The sequence below is a fragment of the Ethanoligenens sp. genome (assembly GCF_047718355.1).
In the GTDB taxonomy this organism is placed as follows: domain Bacteria; phylum Bacillota; class Clostridia; order Oscillospirales; family Ethanoligenentaceae; genus Ethanoligenens.
The window spans coordinates 1-16,238 of record NZ_JBDNLG010000065.1; the positions used below are offsets into that span (position 1 = coordinate 1).

17 protein-coding genes and 1 pseudogene are annotated in these 16,238 nt (G+C 43.7%); 14 read left to right on the plus strand and 4 right to left on the minus strand.

From position 1 onward, the window contains the following. The coding region (locus tag ABF463_RS10120; protein WP_415533500.1) for a helix-turn-helix domain-containing protein at positions 1 to 257 on the minus strand (257 nt) is incomplete at its 3' end. 162 nt (positions 258 to 419) lie between these two features. Between ABF463_RS10120 and ABF463_RS10125 the strand changes: the two genes are divergently transcribed. The 8 genes from ABF463_RS10125 (at position 420) to ABF463_RS10160 (ending at position 7,983) form a co-directional block, all read left to right on the plus strand. Then, on the plus strand, positions 420 to 608 hold the full coding sequence (locus ABF463_RS10125) for a hypothetical protein (RefSeq protein ID WP_415533501.1): 189 nt from the start codon (positions 420 to 422) through the stop codon (positions 606 to 608). A 17-nt stretch (positions 609 to 625) separates the two neighbouring features. Then, positions 626 to 1,693 (plus strand): tyrosine-type recombinase/integrase, encoded by a 1,068-nt coding sequence (locus ABF463_RS10130; protein ID WP_415533502.1) that lies wholly within the window; start codon positions 626 to 628, stop codon positions 1,691 to 1,693. Further along, a complete protein-coding gene (locus ABF463_RS10135; RefSeq protein ID WP_415533503.1) occupies positions 1,690 to 2,073 on the plus strand; it encodes a plasmid mobilization protein in 384 nt (127 codons plus the stop codon). The genes ABF463_RS10130 and ABF463_RS10135 overlap by 4 nt, the downstream gene beginning before the upstream one ends. Continuing rightward, positions 2,070 to 3,230, plus strand: a complete 1,161-nt coding sequence (locus ABF463_RS10140) for an AAA family ATPase (RefSeq protein ID WP_415533504.1) — start codon at positions 2,070 to 2,072, stop codon at positions 3,228 to 3,230. The genes ABF463_RS10135 and ABF463_RS10140 overlap by 4 nt, the downstream gene beginning before the upstream one ends. 279 nt (positions 3,231 to 3,509) lie before the next feature. Further along, positions 3,510 to 4,703, plus strand: coding sequence for a MobV family relaxase (gene mobV, locus ABF463_RS10145; protein ID WP_415533505.1), 1,194 nt, complete (start codon positions 3,510 to 3,512; stop codon positions 4,701 to 4,703). Between the two features lie 306 nt (positions 4,704 to 5,009). Continuing rightward, positions 5,010 to 5,627, plus strand: coding sequence for a BglII/BstYI family type II restriction endonuclease (locus tag ABF463_RS10150; RefSeq protein ID WP_415533516.1), 618 nt, complete (start codon positions 5,010 to 5,012; stop codon positions 5,625 to 5,627). Continuing rightward, the gene (locus ABF463_RS10155) at positions 5,624 to 6,262 is read left to right on the plus strand and encodes an MT-A70 family methyltransferase (RefSeq protein WP_415533506.1); all 639 of its coding nucleotides are present in this window, start codon (positions 5,624 to 5,626) and stop codon (positions 6,260 to 6,262) included. The genes ABF463_RS10150 and ABF463_RS10155 overlap by 4 nt, the downstream gene beginning before the upstream one ends. 44 nt (positions 6,263 to 6,306) lie before the next feature. After that, a complete protein-coding gene (locus ABF463_RS10160; RefSeq protein ID WP_415533507.1) occupies positions 6,307 to 7,983 on the plus strand; it encodes an AIPR family protein in 1,677 nt (558 codons plus the stop codon). A 220-nt stretch (positions 7,984 to 8,203) separates the two neighbouring features. Here ABF463_RS10160 and ABF463_RS10165 read toward each other — a convergent pair whose 3' ends face one another. Beyond that, positions 8,204 to 9,292 (minus strand): tyrosine-type recombinase/integrase, encoded by a 1,089-nt coding sequence (locus tag ABF463_RS10165; protein WP_415533508.1) that lies wholly within the window; start codon positions 9,290 to 9,292, stop codon positions 8,204 to 8,206. Positions 9,293 to 9,320: 28 nt separating this feature from the next. Further along, entirely contained in the window at positions 9,321 to 9,929 is a 609-nt protein-coding gene (locus tag ABF463_RS10170) for a helix-turn-helix domain-containing protein (protein ID WP_415533509.1), read from the minus strand. A 119-nt stretch (positions 9,930 to 10,048) separates the two neighbouring features. Between ABF463_RS10170 and ABF463_RS10175 the strand changes: the two genes are divergently transcribed. The 6 genes and pseudogenes from ABF463_RS10175 to ABF463_RS10200 form a co-directional block, all read left to right on the plus strand. Further along, positions 10,049 to 10,243 carry a helix-turn-helix domain-containing protein gene (locus tag ABF463_RS10175; RefSeq protein ID WP_415533510.1) on the plus strand — a complete coding sequence of 65 codons (195 nt, stop codon included), beginning with the start codon at positions 10,049 to 10,051 and terminating at the stop codon, positions 10,241 to 10,243. A gap of 11 nt (positions 10,244 to 10,254) precedes the next feature. Then, entirely contained in the window at positions 10,255 to 10,437 is a 183-nt protein-coding gene (locus ABF463_RS10180; RefSeq protein ID WP_415533511.1) for an ICEBs1 excisionase, read from the plus strand. Positions 10,438 to 10,452: 15 nt separating this feature from the next. Beyond that, positions 10,453 to 11,571, plus strand: a complete 1,119-nt coding sequence (locus ABF463_RS10185; RefSeq protein WP_415533512.1) for an AAA family ATPase — start codon at positions 10,453 to 10,455, stop codon at positions 11,569 to 11,571. A 280-nt stretch (positions 11,572 to 11,851) separates the two neighbouring features. Next, entirely contained in the window at positions 11,852 to 12,991 is a 1,140-nt protein-coding gene (locus ABF463_RS10190; RefSeq protein ID WP_415533513.1) for a plasmid recombination protein, read from the plus strand. Between the two features lie 4 nt (positions 12,992 to 12,995). Continuing rightward, positions 12,996 to 13,328: a transposase gene (locus ABF463_RS10195; RefSeq protein WP_415533514.1), complete on the plus strand. Its 333-nt coding sequence runs from the start codon at positions 12,996 to 12,998 to the stop codon at positions 13,326 to 13,328. A 55-nt stretch (positions 13,329 to 13,383) separates the two neighbouring features. Continuing rightward, positions 13,384 to 13,770, plus strand: a pseudogene (locus tag ABF463_RS10200) (transposase); the annotation flags it as partial. Positions 13,771 to 13,926: 156 nt separating this feature from the next. On the opposite strand, the gene ABF463_RS10205 reads toward ABF463_RS10200, so the two are convergent. After that, positions 13,927 to 16,143, minus strand: coding sequence for a dynamin family protein (locus ABF463_RS10205; RefSeq protein ID WP_415533515.1), 2,217 nt, complete (start codon positions 16,141 to 16,143; stop codon positions 13,927 to 13,929). Positions 16,144 to 16,238: the final 95 nt, after the last annotated feature.

Sequence of the window (16,238 nt, forward strand, 5' to 3'; positions counted from 1 at the left end):
TTACACAGTATAATAATAATTCCCATAAGATCGCCTATAGTTTCAAGTCGCAATCCAGCGTTATCCAAACCTGTAAGAGCATTAGAGCTAACACAAAGCGCAGCTGCAATCCTTTCTATCTGAGGGGGTTGCGGCTGCATTTTATTTGTTTCATATTTTCGGATAGAAACAGGATGGATGCCTGTTACTTCAGCCAAACGACCTTGCGTTATACCACGTTGTTCCCTAAAATATCTAATTTTTTCACCGATTGTCACGTTCTCACCACCATATTACATCATTATCCATTACTCATTATATCATGGCTTACACTTGTTTTCCAACAAATTAAAAAATCCGCTTGACAATAGCGACATCGCTACATATAATAAAAGAGAAAATATAGCGATGTCGCTACAAACAAGGAAAGGGAAACAACTATGGCAACAGAAAACAAAATCTATCTTACTGCCGCAGAATTAAGCCAAATACTGGGGGTATCGACCGGCCATGCTTACAAAATGATTCGACGTATGAACCAAGAGTTGGAAAAAGCCGGATATCTTGTAATTGCAGGTAAGGTTCCAAAGCGATACTTTGAAAAACGCTGGTACGGCTTTGGTGCGTAAGGAGGAAGTGATAAAGAGTGAAAGCAAAGAAAGATCCTAAAACCGGGAAGTGGCTGATACAATTCCGATATACTGACTGGCAGGGAAATCGAAAAAAATCTACCAAACGTGGTTTCAATACGAAGCGGGAAGCAGAGGAATGGCTACGGAACTTCTTGCTGATGAAGCAAGCCGATTTCGATATGCATTTCGAAGATTTTCTCAAACTTTATTATGCAGATATGGAAACTCGACTGCGAGAACATACCATGCGAACAAAGAAATATATTATCGATCTAAAAATTCTACCGTATTTTGGAAATAAAAGCATAAATGAGATCAAGCCTGCGGACATTCGAAAATGGCAAAACACCTTAATAAAACAGGGATATTCGGCAACCTATCTCAAAACCATTAATAATCAGCTAAACGCCGTCTTTAATTATGCTGTCAAGTATTACGACCTTAAGAGCAACCCGTGCTCCAAAGCCGGGAGTATGGGGAAGAGCAACGCTGAGGAGATGCAATTCTGGACAAAGCAGGAGTTTATGCAGTTTATTGACAGCGTAATGAACAAACGGCAGTCCTATATGGCCTTTATGACCCTATACTGGACAGGGATGCGTATTGGTGAACTGCTGGCCTTGACACTCAATGATATTGATTTTGAGAGGCGGGTAATATCCGTCTCTAAATCCTATCAGAGAATTGACGGCAGGGATATAATAACCCCTCCAAAGACGCCTAAAAGTAAGCGTGTAATTAATATCCCGGAGTTTCTTGTAGTCGATTTAAAAGACTATATCGGTAGCATATATGGCATTGATGGAACAGATCGCATCTTCCCTGTGACAAAGTACTTTATGGAGCATGAGATGCAGAGAGGTATCAAAGAAAGCGGTGTGAAACGCATTAGGCTTCACGATCTGCGTCACAGCCACGCATCCCTGCTGATTGAAATGGGCTTTTCGCCGTTGGCCATAGCGGAAAGATTGGGACATGAAAGGGTGGAAACCACAATGAACACCTATGCCCATCTTTACCCCAACAAACAAGTCCAGATAGCGGACAAGCTGGAAACTGAGTACAAGGAGGGCTTGGAATGAGCGGATTGGATAAAAACAGACTTCGCAATCAAACCGTCTGTTTTCGAACTTCGCCAGAAGAACGCCGCCAGATAGAAGCACGTATCATTGCCAGCGGGATGCCAAAAGGCCAGTATTACATTCAGTCGTTGCTTCATCAGGAAATCCATATTGTGGTTGGCAAATATCAGAGTGACCGATTGAGCCTTGAACTACGGCGACTCCGGGAGACCATAGAGGCTCTTGAAAGAGATCAAATAGCAGCAGTCATGCCTGAATTGTTGAAAGACTGTAAAGCTATCTTGGAGCAAGTACAATCCCTTTCGAACGGCGGAACTATTGGTAAGTTGTGCTCAAACGACTTTTTAACGCTGAATGGTGACAGGAGGAGTGACACATGAAAGAAGTCGAAGAAAAAACGACTGTCCCAAATCCGTCTGTTGACGCAGAGAAGGAACAGCCGCTTGTTAAAGAAACTACTACCATTTTACCAAAGGACAACGCGGAATTCAACGAAAAAGATGAGGAACACCGTAAAATGGAGCGTTTGTTCCAGCAGGTGAACAATCCTCGATATTTGCACACAGTGTCTATGTCGGAATTATACGATACCGTTTATCGAACCAATCCTCGTATTGTTGATGATTTTCTGTACGCGGGCACCTATTTATTTGTTGGTGCCCCTAAAGTAGGAAAATCCTTCTTTATGGCACAGCTCAGTTATCATGTGAGCACCGGTTTACCGTTGTGGGGGCATCATATTCACAAAGGAACCGTATTGTATCTGGCGTTAGAAGATGACTATGCAAGGCTTCAAAAGCGCCTTTCAAGAATGTTTGGAACAGAGGGAAATGATAATTTATACTTTGCTGTGCAGGCAAAACAACTGAATGAAGGGCTGGATGGTCAGCTGGATGAATTCGTTCGACAACACCCGGACACCCGGCTTATCATTATTGACACCTTACAAAAGGTGCGTGAGATCGGTGGAGATAAATATAGCTACGCCAGCGATTATGAGATTGTCACAAAACTAAAGAAGTTCAGTGACCAGCATGGCGTTTGCTTGTTGTTGGTGCACCACACCAGAAAACAGGTCGCGGAGGATAGCTTTGATACGATTTCCGGCACAAATGGCTTGCTGGGAGCGGCAGATGGGGCGTTTGTCCTCCAAAAGATAAAGCGGACGGGAAATGAGGCGGTGCTGGATGTGGCCGGACGTGACCAACAGGACCAAAAGCTCTATTTGAAATTTGACCGAGAAAGTTGTGTCTGGCAGCTGATAAAAGCGGAAACAGAACTTTGGAAAGAACCTGTTGACGCGGTGGTGAAAGCCGTGGCAAAACTGGTGACAGCAGAAAAGCTGGAATGGAAAGGCAGTGCATCAGAGTTGGCTGATGTGCTGGACGGTGTAAAGCTTTCTCCAAATGCGTTGACAAGGCGATTGAACGTAAGTGCTGGATGTCTGCTTGACCAGTATGGGATACGCTATGAAAACAGGCGTAGTCACATGGGGCGGCAGGTCAAACTGACTTTCGAGAAAACAGCAAAGGCGTGACGATAATGACGGTCGTGACGGTATTTTGAGTAGCGCCCCTGGTATCTCAAATATCGTCACATCGTCACCGAAGCAAGTAGAAGAGAGTAGTTTAGGGAAGCCATGTGGACTGCCCTTTGAAAAGGGCGTTGAACATTGGGGAGCCGTCCTCAGACGGCGGGGCGAAGCCCCTCCCTCTCGGAGAGCCAGTTTCCAAATAAAATTTGGTATAACTGGCTTTACCAAATTTTATTTGGGAAGCCTGCCCGCGACCCATATGATGAAAGGAGAAATTGTGAAATGGCAAATGTTTCTAAATACACCCGTGCCGCCACAGGACAATTGTGCCAGCATTATGAACGAAAAAAGGGCGAGGACGGGCAGTACATCAAATTCGGCAATCAGGATATTGACTTGTCAAAAACAGGTCAGAACTACAACCTTGCTCCTCATCGTGAGGGTGGACAAATCAATTTCATTCGGAAGCGTACTTCCGTGGTGAAGTGTTTAAACCGTGCCGATGTTAATGTAATGTGTTCTTGGGTGGTTACACTTCCCAAAACTTTTCCTCCGGCAAAAGAGCGAGAATTTTTTCGGGAAACCTATCGTTTCCTTGCCGAACGCTATGGGGAGAAAAATGTGGTATCTGCCTATGTGCATCGGGACGAAAATCAGCCGCATGTCCATTTCGCCTTTATCCCGGTCACAATTGGGAAGAATGGCAAAGAAAAGGTATCTGCCAAAGAAGTGCTAACGAAAGCAGAACTGACAAAATTCCATCCAGACTTGCAACGTGATTTGGGACAGCATTTTGGCTTTGAGGTGGAAATTCTTAATGGTGCTACTGCTGGGGGGAACCGAACGATGCAGGAATTAAAGGCACAGCGGGCCAAGGAACAAGCCGAAGCTGTCTGTACTGAATATGAGCATCAAATCAATGGATTGACTTCTGATATGCTACATACTCAAGAACAGGTTGAACAGGTTCATGATGAACTGGATGCCTTGAAAAACGAGAAAAATGCTGTAGAGAGCGAAATTGATGGGTTACAGCACCGATTGCTGACAGCCAAAGAAGTAGAGGCGATAAAGGGTAAAAAGACTCTTACAGGGGCGTTGAAGGGTGTAGAATACGCAGAATTTGAAGCACTAAAAAGGACAGCAGTTCATGTTGACACCGTGCAAAAGCAAGCTTATGCTGAAATCGAAAAAGTAAAGGAAGATGCCGCCTCAAAAATAGGTGTGGCTGAAGCCCGAATGCAGACCTACAAGAACCGAGCCGAAGATTATCGGCAACGTGCCGCAAAAGCAGAGCAAGACAGACCGTCGCTAAAGCTGCAAATGGAAAATGCTCTGTTGCGCGGTAAACTGGAACGAATGGATCAGCGGTTGAAGGAGTGTATGACCCATTTGCCAGCAGAAATACAGGTAGTTATTCAAAATATCCTGAATGATAGAGAACCGCATAATAATTGGAGGTCTATTGAAAAATGAAAACAGCATCCAAGACACAGCCTGAGAACCCTACTTTAAAGAGCATAAAAGCGACTGAACCGCCAAAGATTTTTTGGCGATATTACGACCTGTATCGTCGAAAGAAGATGTCCTTAGAGAAATTTGCACAGTGCAGCAATTTGCCGATTGATGAACTACGACAGTATCTGTCTTCTGTTTGATAAACTCGTGCCGATATGCTATAATATGCTATAAAACGCATTGGGGCGATGGCTTATAAATATTGGGAATTATATTGATAAAAAGCTACTTGATAGGTTTGAATTTTACAATTACAACCATGCTTTGGAAATTATGACACAAGCATTCCCGAGGGAATGGTCTGAAATTTTAGACTGTTTGTGCAAATTGAACATCACAACTGATGATTTGCGAAAATCCGGTGGGAATGAAACGAATATTCCTAAGAAATTTGACGATGTACTATATCCCTATGGCTGGAGGGAAATTCGAATTTCAGGAGATTTACATATCAAAATATATCCTCGTCAGGCGGAACAGCGTGGACGTTTTTCGAATGTTCCATATGAGGAGCGCGTTCTTGAAGGGTATATTGATGGTCATAACATTGATTTTTTAAAGAACCGTGTGGCGTTCGATTTGGAGTGGAATAGCAAAGACCAGACTTTTGATCGTGATTTGCTCGCTATGCGCACATATTATGATTGTGACATTATTAGTGCTGGTATCATTATCACCCGTGCTAAAGAATTGAATGATATTTTTAAAGCCGTCTTAGATGGCGATGGAAAGCCCATTATGCGTAAATATGGAGCAAGTACAACTTGGATGGGAAAATTATTATATCGTTTGGATTCGAGACGTAATGGGGGCTGTCCTATTTTAGCTGTTGGAATTAAAAAAGCATGCATCTCAGATTGGAAGGAGGAATCTGCTGAATGAATACTTCGCAATCAACGTCGAATGATCTTCTTCGTTTTTGTGGCGATAAAAAGTATGCCACAATTTATGCAGATCCTCCATGGAGGTTTCAAAATCGAACCGGTAAGGTTGCGCCAGAAAATAAGAAACTGAACCGCTATGAAACGATGCAACTTGAGGATATAAAAGCGTTGCCAGTTTCGCAAATAGCAGCAGAAAAGAGCCACTTATATTTGTGGGTTCCAAATGCATTACTTCCTAATGGACTTGAGGTTCTAAAAGCGTGGGGGTTTGAATATAAGGGAAACATTATCTGGGAAAAAGTGCGAAAAGACGGAGAGCCTGACGGACGTGGGGTCGGCTTTTATTTTAGAAATGTAACTGAAATTTTATTATTTGGTATTCGTGGAACAAATAACCGAACTTTAGCACCTGCACGATCACAAGTGAATCTTATTAGATCACAGAAACGGGAACATTCCAGAAAACCTGATGAGATTGTCCCTATTATTGAGCAATGCTCGCCCGGGCCATATCTTGAAATGTTTGCTCGTGGTGACAGAACTGGTTGGGACATGTGGGGAAACCAGGCTACGGCTGAGTATGAGCCTACATGGAACACTTATAAAAATCATACAACTAATATATTATCGTAAATAGCAAGTGATAATTCATAGTTTTAGCTACGACAGGAGAAAAGATGCCTAACATTAACATGATTCGTATTAATTCAAAATTAGAGGATTTATTTGATGGAAAAATTGATGTAACGGATCATCCAGATGAACAGGCTCTCTTTTATTCACGTGCGTTAGCAGCTTTAGCAATTATGATGGAATGCGGTGTAGATGCTGATGTTGCATCAAAAAGTGTTACCGACGGCTATCATGATATGGGGATCGATGCAATATATTGCGACGACATGCAAAAAAAACTTGTGTTGGTGCAAAGCAAATGGCGTTCAGACGGAGTGGGTTCAATTTCACAAAAAGAGTCATTGGAGTTTGTTGAAGGTATGAACCGAATTATGAGTTTGGAGTTTGATGGAGCTAACCCAAAGATAATTCACAAGATCCCTGAAATCACATCGGCCATTAAGAATATGGATTACCAAGTGCTCAGCATTTACTGCCACACAGGCGGTCAGGACATGCCTCCCTACGCCAAACGTCCAGTTAATACTTTACTTGCTAACACAAACGACGATACAAACAAGATCCTTGACTTTTATGAAATTAAGATATCGGATGTTTTTAAGTATTTAGCATCAGGGCAAGAGGCCGATAATATTTGCCTTGATGATGTCCTTTTAAGCAACTGGGGAAAAGTAGATGAACCAATGAAGGCGTACTATGGTACAATTTCAGCAGCTGCACTTGGGACATGGTTTAATTCCTACGGGAATCATTTGTTTGCGCAAAATATCCGTTTTTATAAGGGTAGTACGGAGGTTAACCAAGGCATGAAGAAAGTACTACAAGACGAGCCTGAAAAATTCTTTTACTATAATAACGGTGTTAAAATGCTCTGTAAAAAAGTGATTCGCAAGGCTGCATATGGAACGAACAATAAAATGGGACTGTTTTCCCTTGAGGGAGTATCCGTGGTTAATGGCGCACAGACCACGGGAACAATAGGGACATTTTTTAATGAAAATCCAGAACAAACAGAAAAGGCCACTGTTTTTCTTCAGCTGATTGACCTTGGGGATTCTGGAGAAAACAGTGCACTTCAAATCACTAAACTATCCAATACACAAAATAAAATTGACAGTAAAGAATTCGCAGCACTGGATCCACAGCAGGATCGTCTTAAGAACGAATTAATGTTCTCTGGAATATTTTATCTATATAAGTCTGGTGCTTTAATAGACGATCTAATCCATCAGGTGTCGATAGACGAAGCTATCATTGCACAGGCTTGTTATCAAGATGAGGTTACATATGCCGCAACTGCCAAAAGAAATATCGGCGCTTTGACAGATGATATTCAAAAGGCACCCTATAAAGTACTATTTAATGCGCGAACTAATGCATTTGCAATGAAGAATAGTATTGAGATTATGCGTGCATTAGATAAATATCTGCAAACGCATGAGGGTGAATATCAGGGTCGGAGTAAATTAGTGCTTATTCATGGTAATCGATTTATGCTTTACCTTGTATTACAAAACCTTAAAAGTAATCCAGATTTCAACATCAAGATGATAGCGGTTACAGATATTGCAAAATCTGTAGCACAAATTTCTCCAAGAATTATTTTGAATGTCGTGGAGGCTATGAATCAAGTATTTCCTGATGCATATCCAGCTAATATATTTAAGAACGTTGGAAGATGCAGGGAAATTATTGCTGCTATGGGAAGCATTACGGGATAAGGTATTGAGTACATTTTGAGTACACTTCTTTGATGAGGCAAAAGAATCACAGCTAATACTGTGAAATACAGCGAATAAAGCCATGAAAAGGCGCGGAAAGCATCTGCGCCAGAAAGTCATGAAACGAGTGGGAATAAGTTTCGCATCCCTGTAAAGCCAGTATTCATGCGGCTTCGCAGGGATTTTTCTTTTGATCGGCTACAAAATGGCTACAATCGAATTATTCCGTTAGCTCTTTTACCATCAGGACATCCAGCTTGGCCGCAACTTCAGCCTGCCTGCTGGGGTAAAGGTGACTGTATGTATCCAACGTAGTTTCCACTCTCTCGTGGCCCAGTCTGTCCGCAATCAATAGGGGCGAAAACCCCATTTTGATCAGCAGGCTCGCGTGGCTGTGCCGGAGATCATGCACGCGGATTTTTTTGACACCGGACAGTTTGCAGCCTCGTTCCATCTCATGCCACAGAAAATATTTTGTGAACGGAAAGAGGCGGTCGTCTGATTGAAGGTTATAGCAGCAGGCCATATACGTCTGCAAGCATTTGCAAAGCGTCTGCGGAATCGTAATCACACGGTTGCTCTTGGGCGTCTTAGGCGGTGTAATCACGTCCTGCCCGTCGATTCGCTGATAGGACTTGTTGATGGTGATCGTAGCCTTCTTCAAATCCACGTCGGTGGGCGTGAGGGCGGTTAGTTCGCCTACCCGCATGCCGGTATAGTATAATGTCATAAAGGCCGCATAGGCTTTGAATTTATCCTGAACGGCATCAATGAATTTTTGAAACTCGGCGCGTGTCCAGAACAGCATTTCATCGGCTTCGCTTTTCCCCATGCTCCCTGCCTTGTGGCAGGGATTTTCTTTTAGGTCGTAGTATTTGAGCGCATATTTGAAAATGGCAGTTAGTTGGTTGTTGATGGTTTTCAGATATGTCTGAGAGTATGGCTTCCCTTTTTTATCTCGATAAGCAGTTAGGGTGTTCTGCCACTTGCGAATGTGTGCGGAGGTGATTTCATTTACAGACATCTTGCCAAAGTACGGGGTGATTTTGAGGTCGATTAGAAAGCGCTTGTTTTTTACAGTAGATAAGCGTAGCCGGTGATTCATGTCTTCAAAATAGAGGTTAACGAAATTCTGAAAAAGCATCGCCAAATCGTTATGGGATTTGTTTTGAAATTCCCGTTCCCATTCCTGGGCTTCTTTTTTAGTGCGGAAGCCGCGTTTCTTTTTATGCACGCTTTTTCCTTGCCAGTCGGTCACGCGACACTGCACCATCCATTTTCCGGTTTTGGTGTCTTTTGATACGGACATCTATAACTCCTTTCCCGATACACCACTGTCATTCATTCTTGCTCGTTTCGGCAAATAGTTTATTCAGTAGTTCGTTTTTTCGAGCCAGTCGTGTTGTCCTGTCCAGATCGTCGGGTTCTTCAAGTTGCAATTCAGAATTGGAGTGGTACGCAAGGGTTTCATCTTTCCACTGGTCATACCGCTGTTTGGAAATCATATAAGTTCGGAATTCATCACGGTATTCATCCCAATCTTCGAGGAACGAGCATAAACTTGAGTTCCATTTGGCAGAACGGAGATTTCCATCAAATGTGATGGAGCACTGCCACTTTCCATCTCGATTAGGCTTTTTCACGTCAATGGAAAATTCCAAACCTTTCACCTTTTCCATTTGAAAAAACACCTTATAGATATCAGATAGCGAATGAATAGGCTTGTTTCCGGTTTCATACCCAAGCAAATAGGTCGATGTAGTACCAAGTTTTTGGGCAATACTATTTATCATCCCGATAGTGATTTGAATTTCACCATTTTCGTATTTCTGAATCGTACGCAGCGATTTCCCCAGAAGGTCGGCTAATTCCTGTTGGCTATACCCTTTCTTTTTACGGACCTCCTTCACACGCCGCCCGATATCCCCATTGTCCACCTGTTTCACATATATTCACCTCATGTAAAGCATAACATATAAAAAAGCGAATTGCAAGTGCATATATTTAATTTTGTGTATTGACAAACGCACTATTAGTTCGTTTATTTGAGCGAAGGGAGCTTTCTATGAGAATAAACGCATTGAAAATGCTTGTTTTGATGGGTAAACAAGGTATGAACATTGGGCAGTTGGCAAAAGCAAGCGGCGTATCCCGTCAGACCATTTCCTGCATAAAATCTGGCAAGAGTTGCACACCGACAGTTGCCTGCAAAATTTCCAGTGCGCTGCACGTTGATATCACCGAAATGTTGGAAGCGTAAGGAGGATGGCAATGCGGGTACAGTATATAACAGCTTTGGAAGTGGCAGAAGCCTTGGGCGTCAGCCGGAGCAAGGCATACCAGATCGTTCGGAGACTGAATCAGGAGCTGGAAAAGATGGGATATATCACGGTGGCCGGTAAATGTCCCGCTCAGTATTTTAAACAAAAATATTACGGCTTTCAGGCCGTTTGAGACAGAGGTGTACCAATGGCAGATGTTTTACGAAAGCCTTCAGGTTTGATTTCCTTTGACCAGATCCACGCGGCCGCCGTGCAATGGCTCTGGTATCCATACATACCGCTTGGAAAGCTGACGCTGCTCCAAGGCGATCCAGGCAGTGGGAAGACGATGCTGGCGCTAAAGATTGCATCGCTGGTGACACAGGGAGGGGGCTTCCCTGGGGAAGAATTCAATCCCAGCCCGTCAAGCGGCCCTGCGCCGGTGATTTTCCAGAGCGCCGAAGATGGCCTTGCCGACACCATCAAGCCGCGTTTGGAGACCATGCATCCGGACTTTTCGAAAATCTATACCATCGATGAGAGCAAGACGGCGTTGACCCTCTCGGATGAGCGGATCGAAGAGAACCTGCGGGCCGTGAGGCCCCGACTGTTTATCATTGACCCTTTGCAGGCATATCTGGGACAGGGCGTGGACATGCACCGCGCAAATGAGATCCGTCCCATCCTGGCGAGAATTGCACGGTTGGCCGACCAGTACCGGTGCGCATTCATATTTATTATGCATATGTCCAAAATGGCCAATACCAAAGCGATGTACCGGGCGCTCGGGTCCATCGACATCGCGGCGGTTGCAAGGAGTATGCTGACAGTAGGGCGGCATCCAGAAGACCCTGGCACACGCGTTCTGTGCCATGAAAAGAGCAGTCTGGCCGAAGCTGGGCAAAGCCTGTGTTATCAAATCGACCTGGAACATGGTGGTGTCGCTTTCGGGGCGTTCTGTGATCTCTCCTCGGCTGAGGTTTTAGTGGATACCAATAAAAAAAGAAATGGCGGTGCCGCGCTGGAGCAGGCAAAGGCATTCCTTCAGGAGCATATGACTGCCGGATATGCGCAGGCGAGCGAAGTGATCCGGGAAGCTGAGCGAGCAGGTATCAAACCCCGGACGCTTGCCAATGCGCGCACGGTGCTTGGCATCCTGAGCAAACGTGTAGGATTTGGCCAGAAGGGCACCTACTGGTGGTATTACGATGGACATGTTCTTCCTGACATGGAAAGCTTTGTGGAAATACAGGACGCATCTTTGCAGACATGGGCGGATGTAAGCGTTCATGCGGGCTTATCATGCCGGCAAGCTTTGCATCCATGATGCTGTTTTCACATGGATGCAAGGTTTGCACACATGGTCAAGGTGCTTGAGTACTGCTTTTCCAGCATGTGTGCAAAAATGTACTGTTTTGATAAAGGATGGTTGTAAGCGAAGAAGGGCAACCGTACCGATGCGGCTGTAAAGCCGCAAAACCGCAGGCAGGCCGCAAAGGCGCTTTTGATGCGAAGCGTCGAAAGTGCTTTTGCGTTACTTTCGACAAAAGTAACAAAGCCAAACTCGTTGAAGCACCCAAATATCCACACGAGAAAGGAAGGTCCCTATGTTAAAACGGACAATCAGTGGAATGGTGGGCAAAGGCTCATTCAACCATAACAACCGGGATTTTATTGCAAAAAATGTGGACCAGGGCCGTACACAGGAAAACGTGGTCTTCCGCCACGAAAACCTGCGTCAGGTGTATCAGAAACTTTTCGGAAAAGCGCTGGAACGCTACAACGTCAGGCAAAAGCGAAACGACCGTAAAATTGCCGATTACTATAACCATATCCAGAGTGGGCGTCAAGAAAAACTGTACCATGAAGTGATTTTTCAAATCGGCAGCGGTAAAGACACAGCGGTCGGGACGCCGGAAGCGGAACAGGCCCAAAAGATTCTGACTGAGTTCATGGCAGAGTTTCAGATTCGGAACCCGAACCTGTACGTTTTTTCAGCTTACCTGCATATGGATGAAGCCACGCCCCACCTGCACATTGATTTTGTACCGTATATTACCGGGAGCAAACGCGGGCTGGATACCCGTGTTTCCCTGAAAAAGGCACTGGCTGCGCAGGGCTTTGAGGGCGGCAGTCGGGAGGATACGGAGATCAATCAGTGGATTTACGCGGAAAAGCAGATGCTGGCACAGGTGATGGAGCGTCACAGCATGGAGTGGAAACAGCTTGGTATCCATAATGAGCATCTTTCCGTGTTGGATTATAAGAAGCAGGAGCGCGCCAAAGAGGTGCAGATGCTTGAAAAGCGTTTAGACAACTTGCATGAAAAACAGGTTAACATACAGGCGGTTGAGCAGATACAGGCACAGAAGGTGCCGCTGACCACTAAGGTCATGATTTCAAAGATGGATTATGACCAGCTTACTCTAATGGCACAAAAAAATATTGAACAAGTCAAACGGGAAAGAAAGCTGCAGCACATGTTAGCCGTTGACAACGAGACAATCTCACAGCTTACAAAAAAGATAGACGGGATAGAAAAAGAATTATATCAGTATAGGTCCATTAAAGGACAATTAAAAAGAAATAATCTTGAACTGGAAAACAAATATTTAAAAAAGGAACTGGTTACATGCAAATCTATAATCAAAAGCAATGGCCTATCGCATTTGCTTCAAAAATTAGCTGACAGAAAAAAGGCCTATTATTTTAGAACTTGTATTCAACCGGAGATCAAAATAAAATAGACCTATGAAAAAGATAGAATTTAAAGCAACGAACTACCTGAGTGACCTGACGGATACACAATGGGAGCAAATAGCAGAATACTTTCCGCAAGGGCCCAACAGTGAACACCATAAGCGTACACTGTTAAACGCTGTGCTGTATCTGGTGAATAACGGCTGTAAATGGCGAGCGTTGCCTCACGATTTCTCGCCGTATTCCACCGTGCATAGCTTCTACCGGCGTGCAAGATTGAGCGGGCTCTGGGAGAAGGTCCTTGAGGCGGTCGTACAAAAGACACGTCTGACAGCGGAGCGAAACGCCGCACCCAGTTATGCATTATTGATTCTCAAAGTGTAAGAACGGTATATGCAAGCGAAGAACGCAGTATTGACGGTGGGAAAAAACGAAAGGTCGGAAACGTCACATAGTCGTTGATACAATGGGTAATCTGCTTGCAGTCGTAGTTCACGCTGCTAATATTCATGATACAAAATCAGGAATACATCCCGCGCAAAAGGCTTTCGAAAAGTATCCGACAATCAAAAGATTTTGCGCCGATGCGGGGTATAGCAAATCCTTTGAGGAGGACGTGCTCAAAGCACTCGGATTGGGTGTAGATATTTCCGAGAAGATCAAGCCCCATGAATGGGAAAAACTGCCCTGGCGGTGGATTGTGGAACGTAGCTTTCCCTGGATCGGGCATTCTCGCCGCCTTTCCAAGGATTATGAGCTATGCGTCGCTTCCGCGGAGACCCTGGCGCGGATTTCTCATTTGCATACTCTTTTACGTAGATGGTAGTTGCAGGTTGAATACAGACTCTGAGTCCTTATAAAACAACGAAAATAAAGATGCGCCTTGAAATGGATTTTTAAGCCCAATCAAGACGCATTGTCACGCGCTTCAATTAAAAAACATGGGAAATATGGTCTCTTTTCTTACTCAACGGCATCCAATTTACAAAGATGGGATGCCTTGAATAAAATTTATGAATGATGTTTCTTCTGAAATCCTTGAAATAATATCGTGCATGTCAAGGTTTTGTAAATCATCCCCCAATGTTTTAATGTGGTCTTTCCAAGACCTCTCCAGATTTTCTGCAACAGAATTGAATCCATCCTCTGTTTCTTTCCAGTACTTGTCGAGCGTGTCTTGGCAACTGCGAAGGGTATTTTTTTCGTCAAGTTGTTTAACAATCGCTTTACCAAGTGATTTTCTCCAACTTCCAGAGAAGATATTAAATGCAACAATACCTCCTATTATTGCCAAGGCGATACCAAAAACAATTGGACCACCGATGGCAGCCACAGCGCTTGCTGCCGCGGCAGTTCCGCCGACCGAGATACCCAAAGCAGATAGAATACTTACCCCTTTCGCCAGTAAAATATAGGCTCCCAAATTTCCGAAGGTTGAAGCCCAAACCATCAGTGCCCCAAGAGTAACAACACCTGTAAATCCGGCGGCAAAAACGCGTTTTACATCAAAGCCTGAAAAGTCAAATTTATATCCTGTCTCGAAATCAGAAAATACAGTATTTTCAAATTCAGCCAAGTATTCATCAACTGCTTTTGAAAACTTATCGGAGTTCTCTGTTGCAATGATACGGACCTGCTCTTGAAGCAACGCAGATATGTAACTGCAAATATCCGCCCTGCCTTCTTTATTATTTTTGAATCCACGATCCTTTATAAGTTCTGCAATATGATCGGCATTAAATGTTTCCTCATATTTGTTTTTCATTTGCTCACGAGATATTTTAGCAAGTTCATGAATGCGAGAAATTACATTTTGCCGCATTTCATCTGTTTTTTCTTTTCGATCGGGCTCCTGCTTCACCAAAGAATCATACTCTTTTTGAAGTTTTTCGCGTTTTTGGGATAACCTTTCAAAGCGCGAGATGTTAGCTTTTGCTTTCTCACTCAACTCAGAAACGATGCCTTTGATCTCTTTTATCGCTTCGTTATTGATGATGGCTGGCAGACTCTCGATTAACGCTCGAAGATCTTCAAGAAAGCTTTTTTTAAGACGCTCCATGTCTACCGCATATGGAAAGAAGCGTGCCCTAATATCCTTTTGATTGAGCGGTATGTTGGTAAGTTTCTCACGATATTCAATAGATGAATCAGGAATTGTTTGCACCAAGCGATCACATCCTTTGTCAAGGATCATGTTGAGGGTATCTGGATTCCCATGCTCAACAGTATGAGCATGGGATGCGAGTACGTAAAGGTTGCAAAGAGACTTTAAATTGTTTGCTTTCCTATTTTCTAAAGGCTTCAAAGTTGAAAACACCTGATTTAAAAAGGAAATTGCGGGACCGTTTAGAAATTGTTGCGCGTGAGACATATAGATAATAATATCGGCTTGCTCGCTGATGCCTCCAGACATCTCATCATCAGACCTACGATCACCGGTTCCAAAACCAGGAAGATCAATCAAATTACAGTTTAGTAATATATCGCTGTCTATGAAGACTACAGCTGATCCAATTGGTTCGAGAGTATCATGTTCTCCTTGACGGGTCCCATACTCATTTAATAGGTTTATTGACCCACCTGCGATTTTCCATTTTTCACAGTAATCTTCATCAGAAAGCCTGTAATCGAGCCATTCGTCTCTCGAAGAAGTGCCACAGCGAAAAATCCAGCAGTCGTCTTGAATAAATGCAGGGCGATCGTGGATATGCTTTATGTAAACTTTTGTTGAAGTTGTCGGAGTCCAAGATGTCGGCATTTTTTCTGAACCAAGCAGATCGTTAATAAGTGTGCTTTTTCCGACATCTGACATACCTACTACAGCAATCTTGGGTTTCACAATTGCTTGGGCAACTGCCAGTCGGATATGGCTGATATCAGCAAAGTGTTCGGTAGACCAGTGTAAATCGGCACTGTCCATACTTTCTGTCAGGTACTTTACGATAGAGTCTTTGGTGAATTTCGGGATTCTCCATGCATCTGCTATTTCCAAAGGCTTAGTGCAGGGCTTTTCATAATGGGTCAGTTCATCCAAAGTGACACCGAACTTTTCCGCTGTTCTTATCAGATATTCAGTTGGCATGGTGTTGGAATCTTGTTCCCATCGTGACACCATATCCTGCCGGGTGCCAATAATTTCGGCAAACTTCGCTTGGGTAAGCTTTAGCTCGATCTCCCTAAATGCTTTAAGGTCAAACATAATAGACATCCTTTCAATTTTCTGTCCTGGTTTTAACTAAACTTTGGTTTATGTTCATATTGTATTACATTAAAAATATATTGTCAATGTATTAT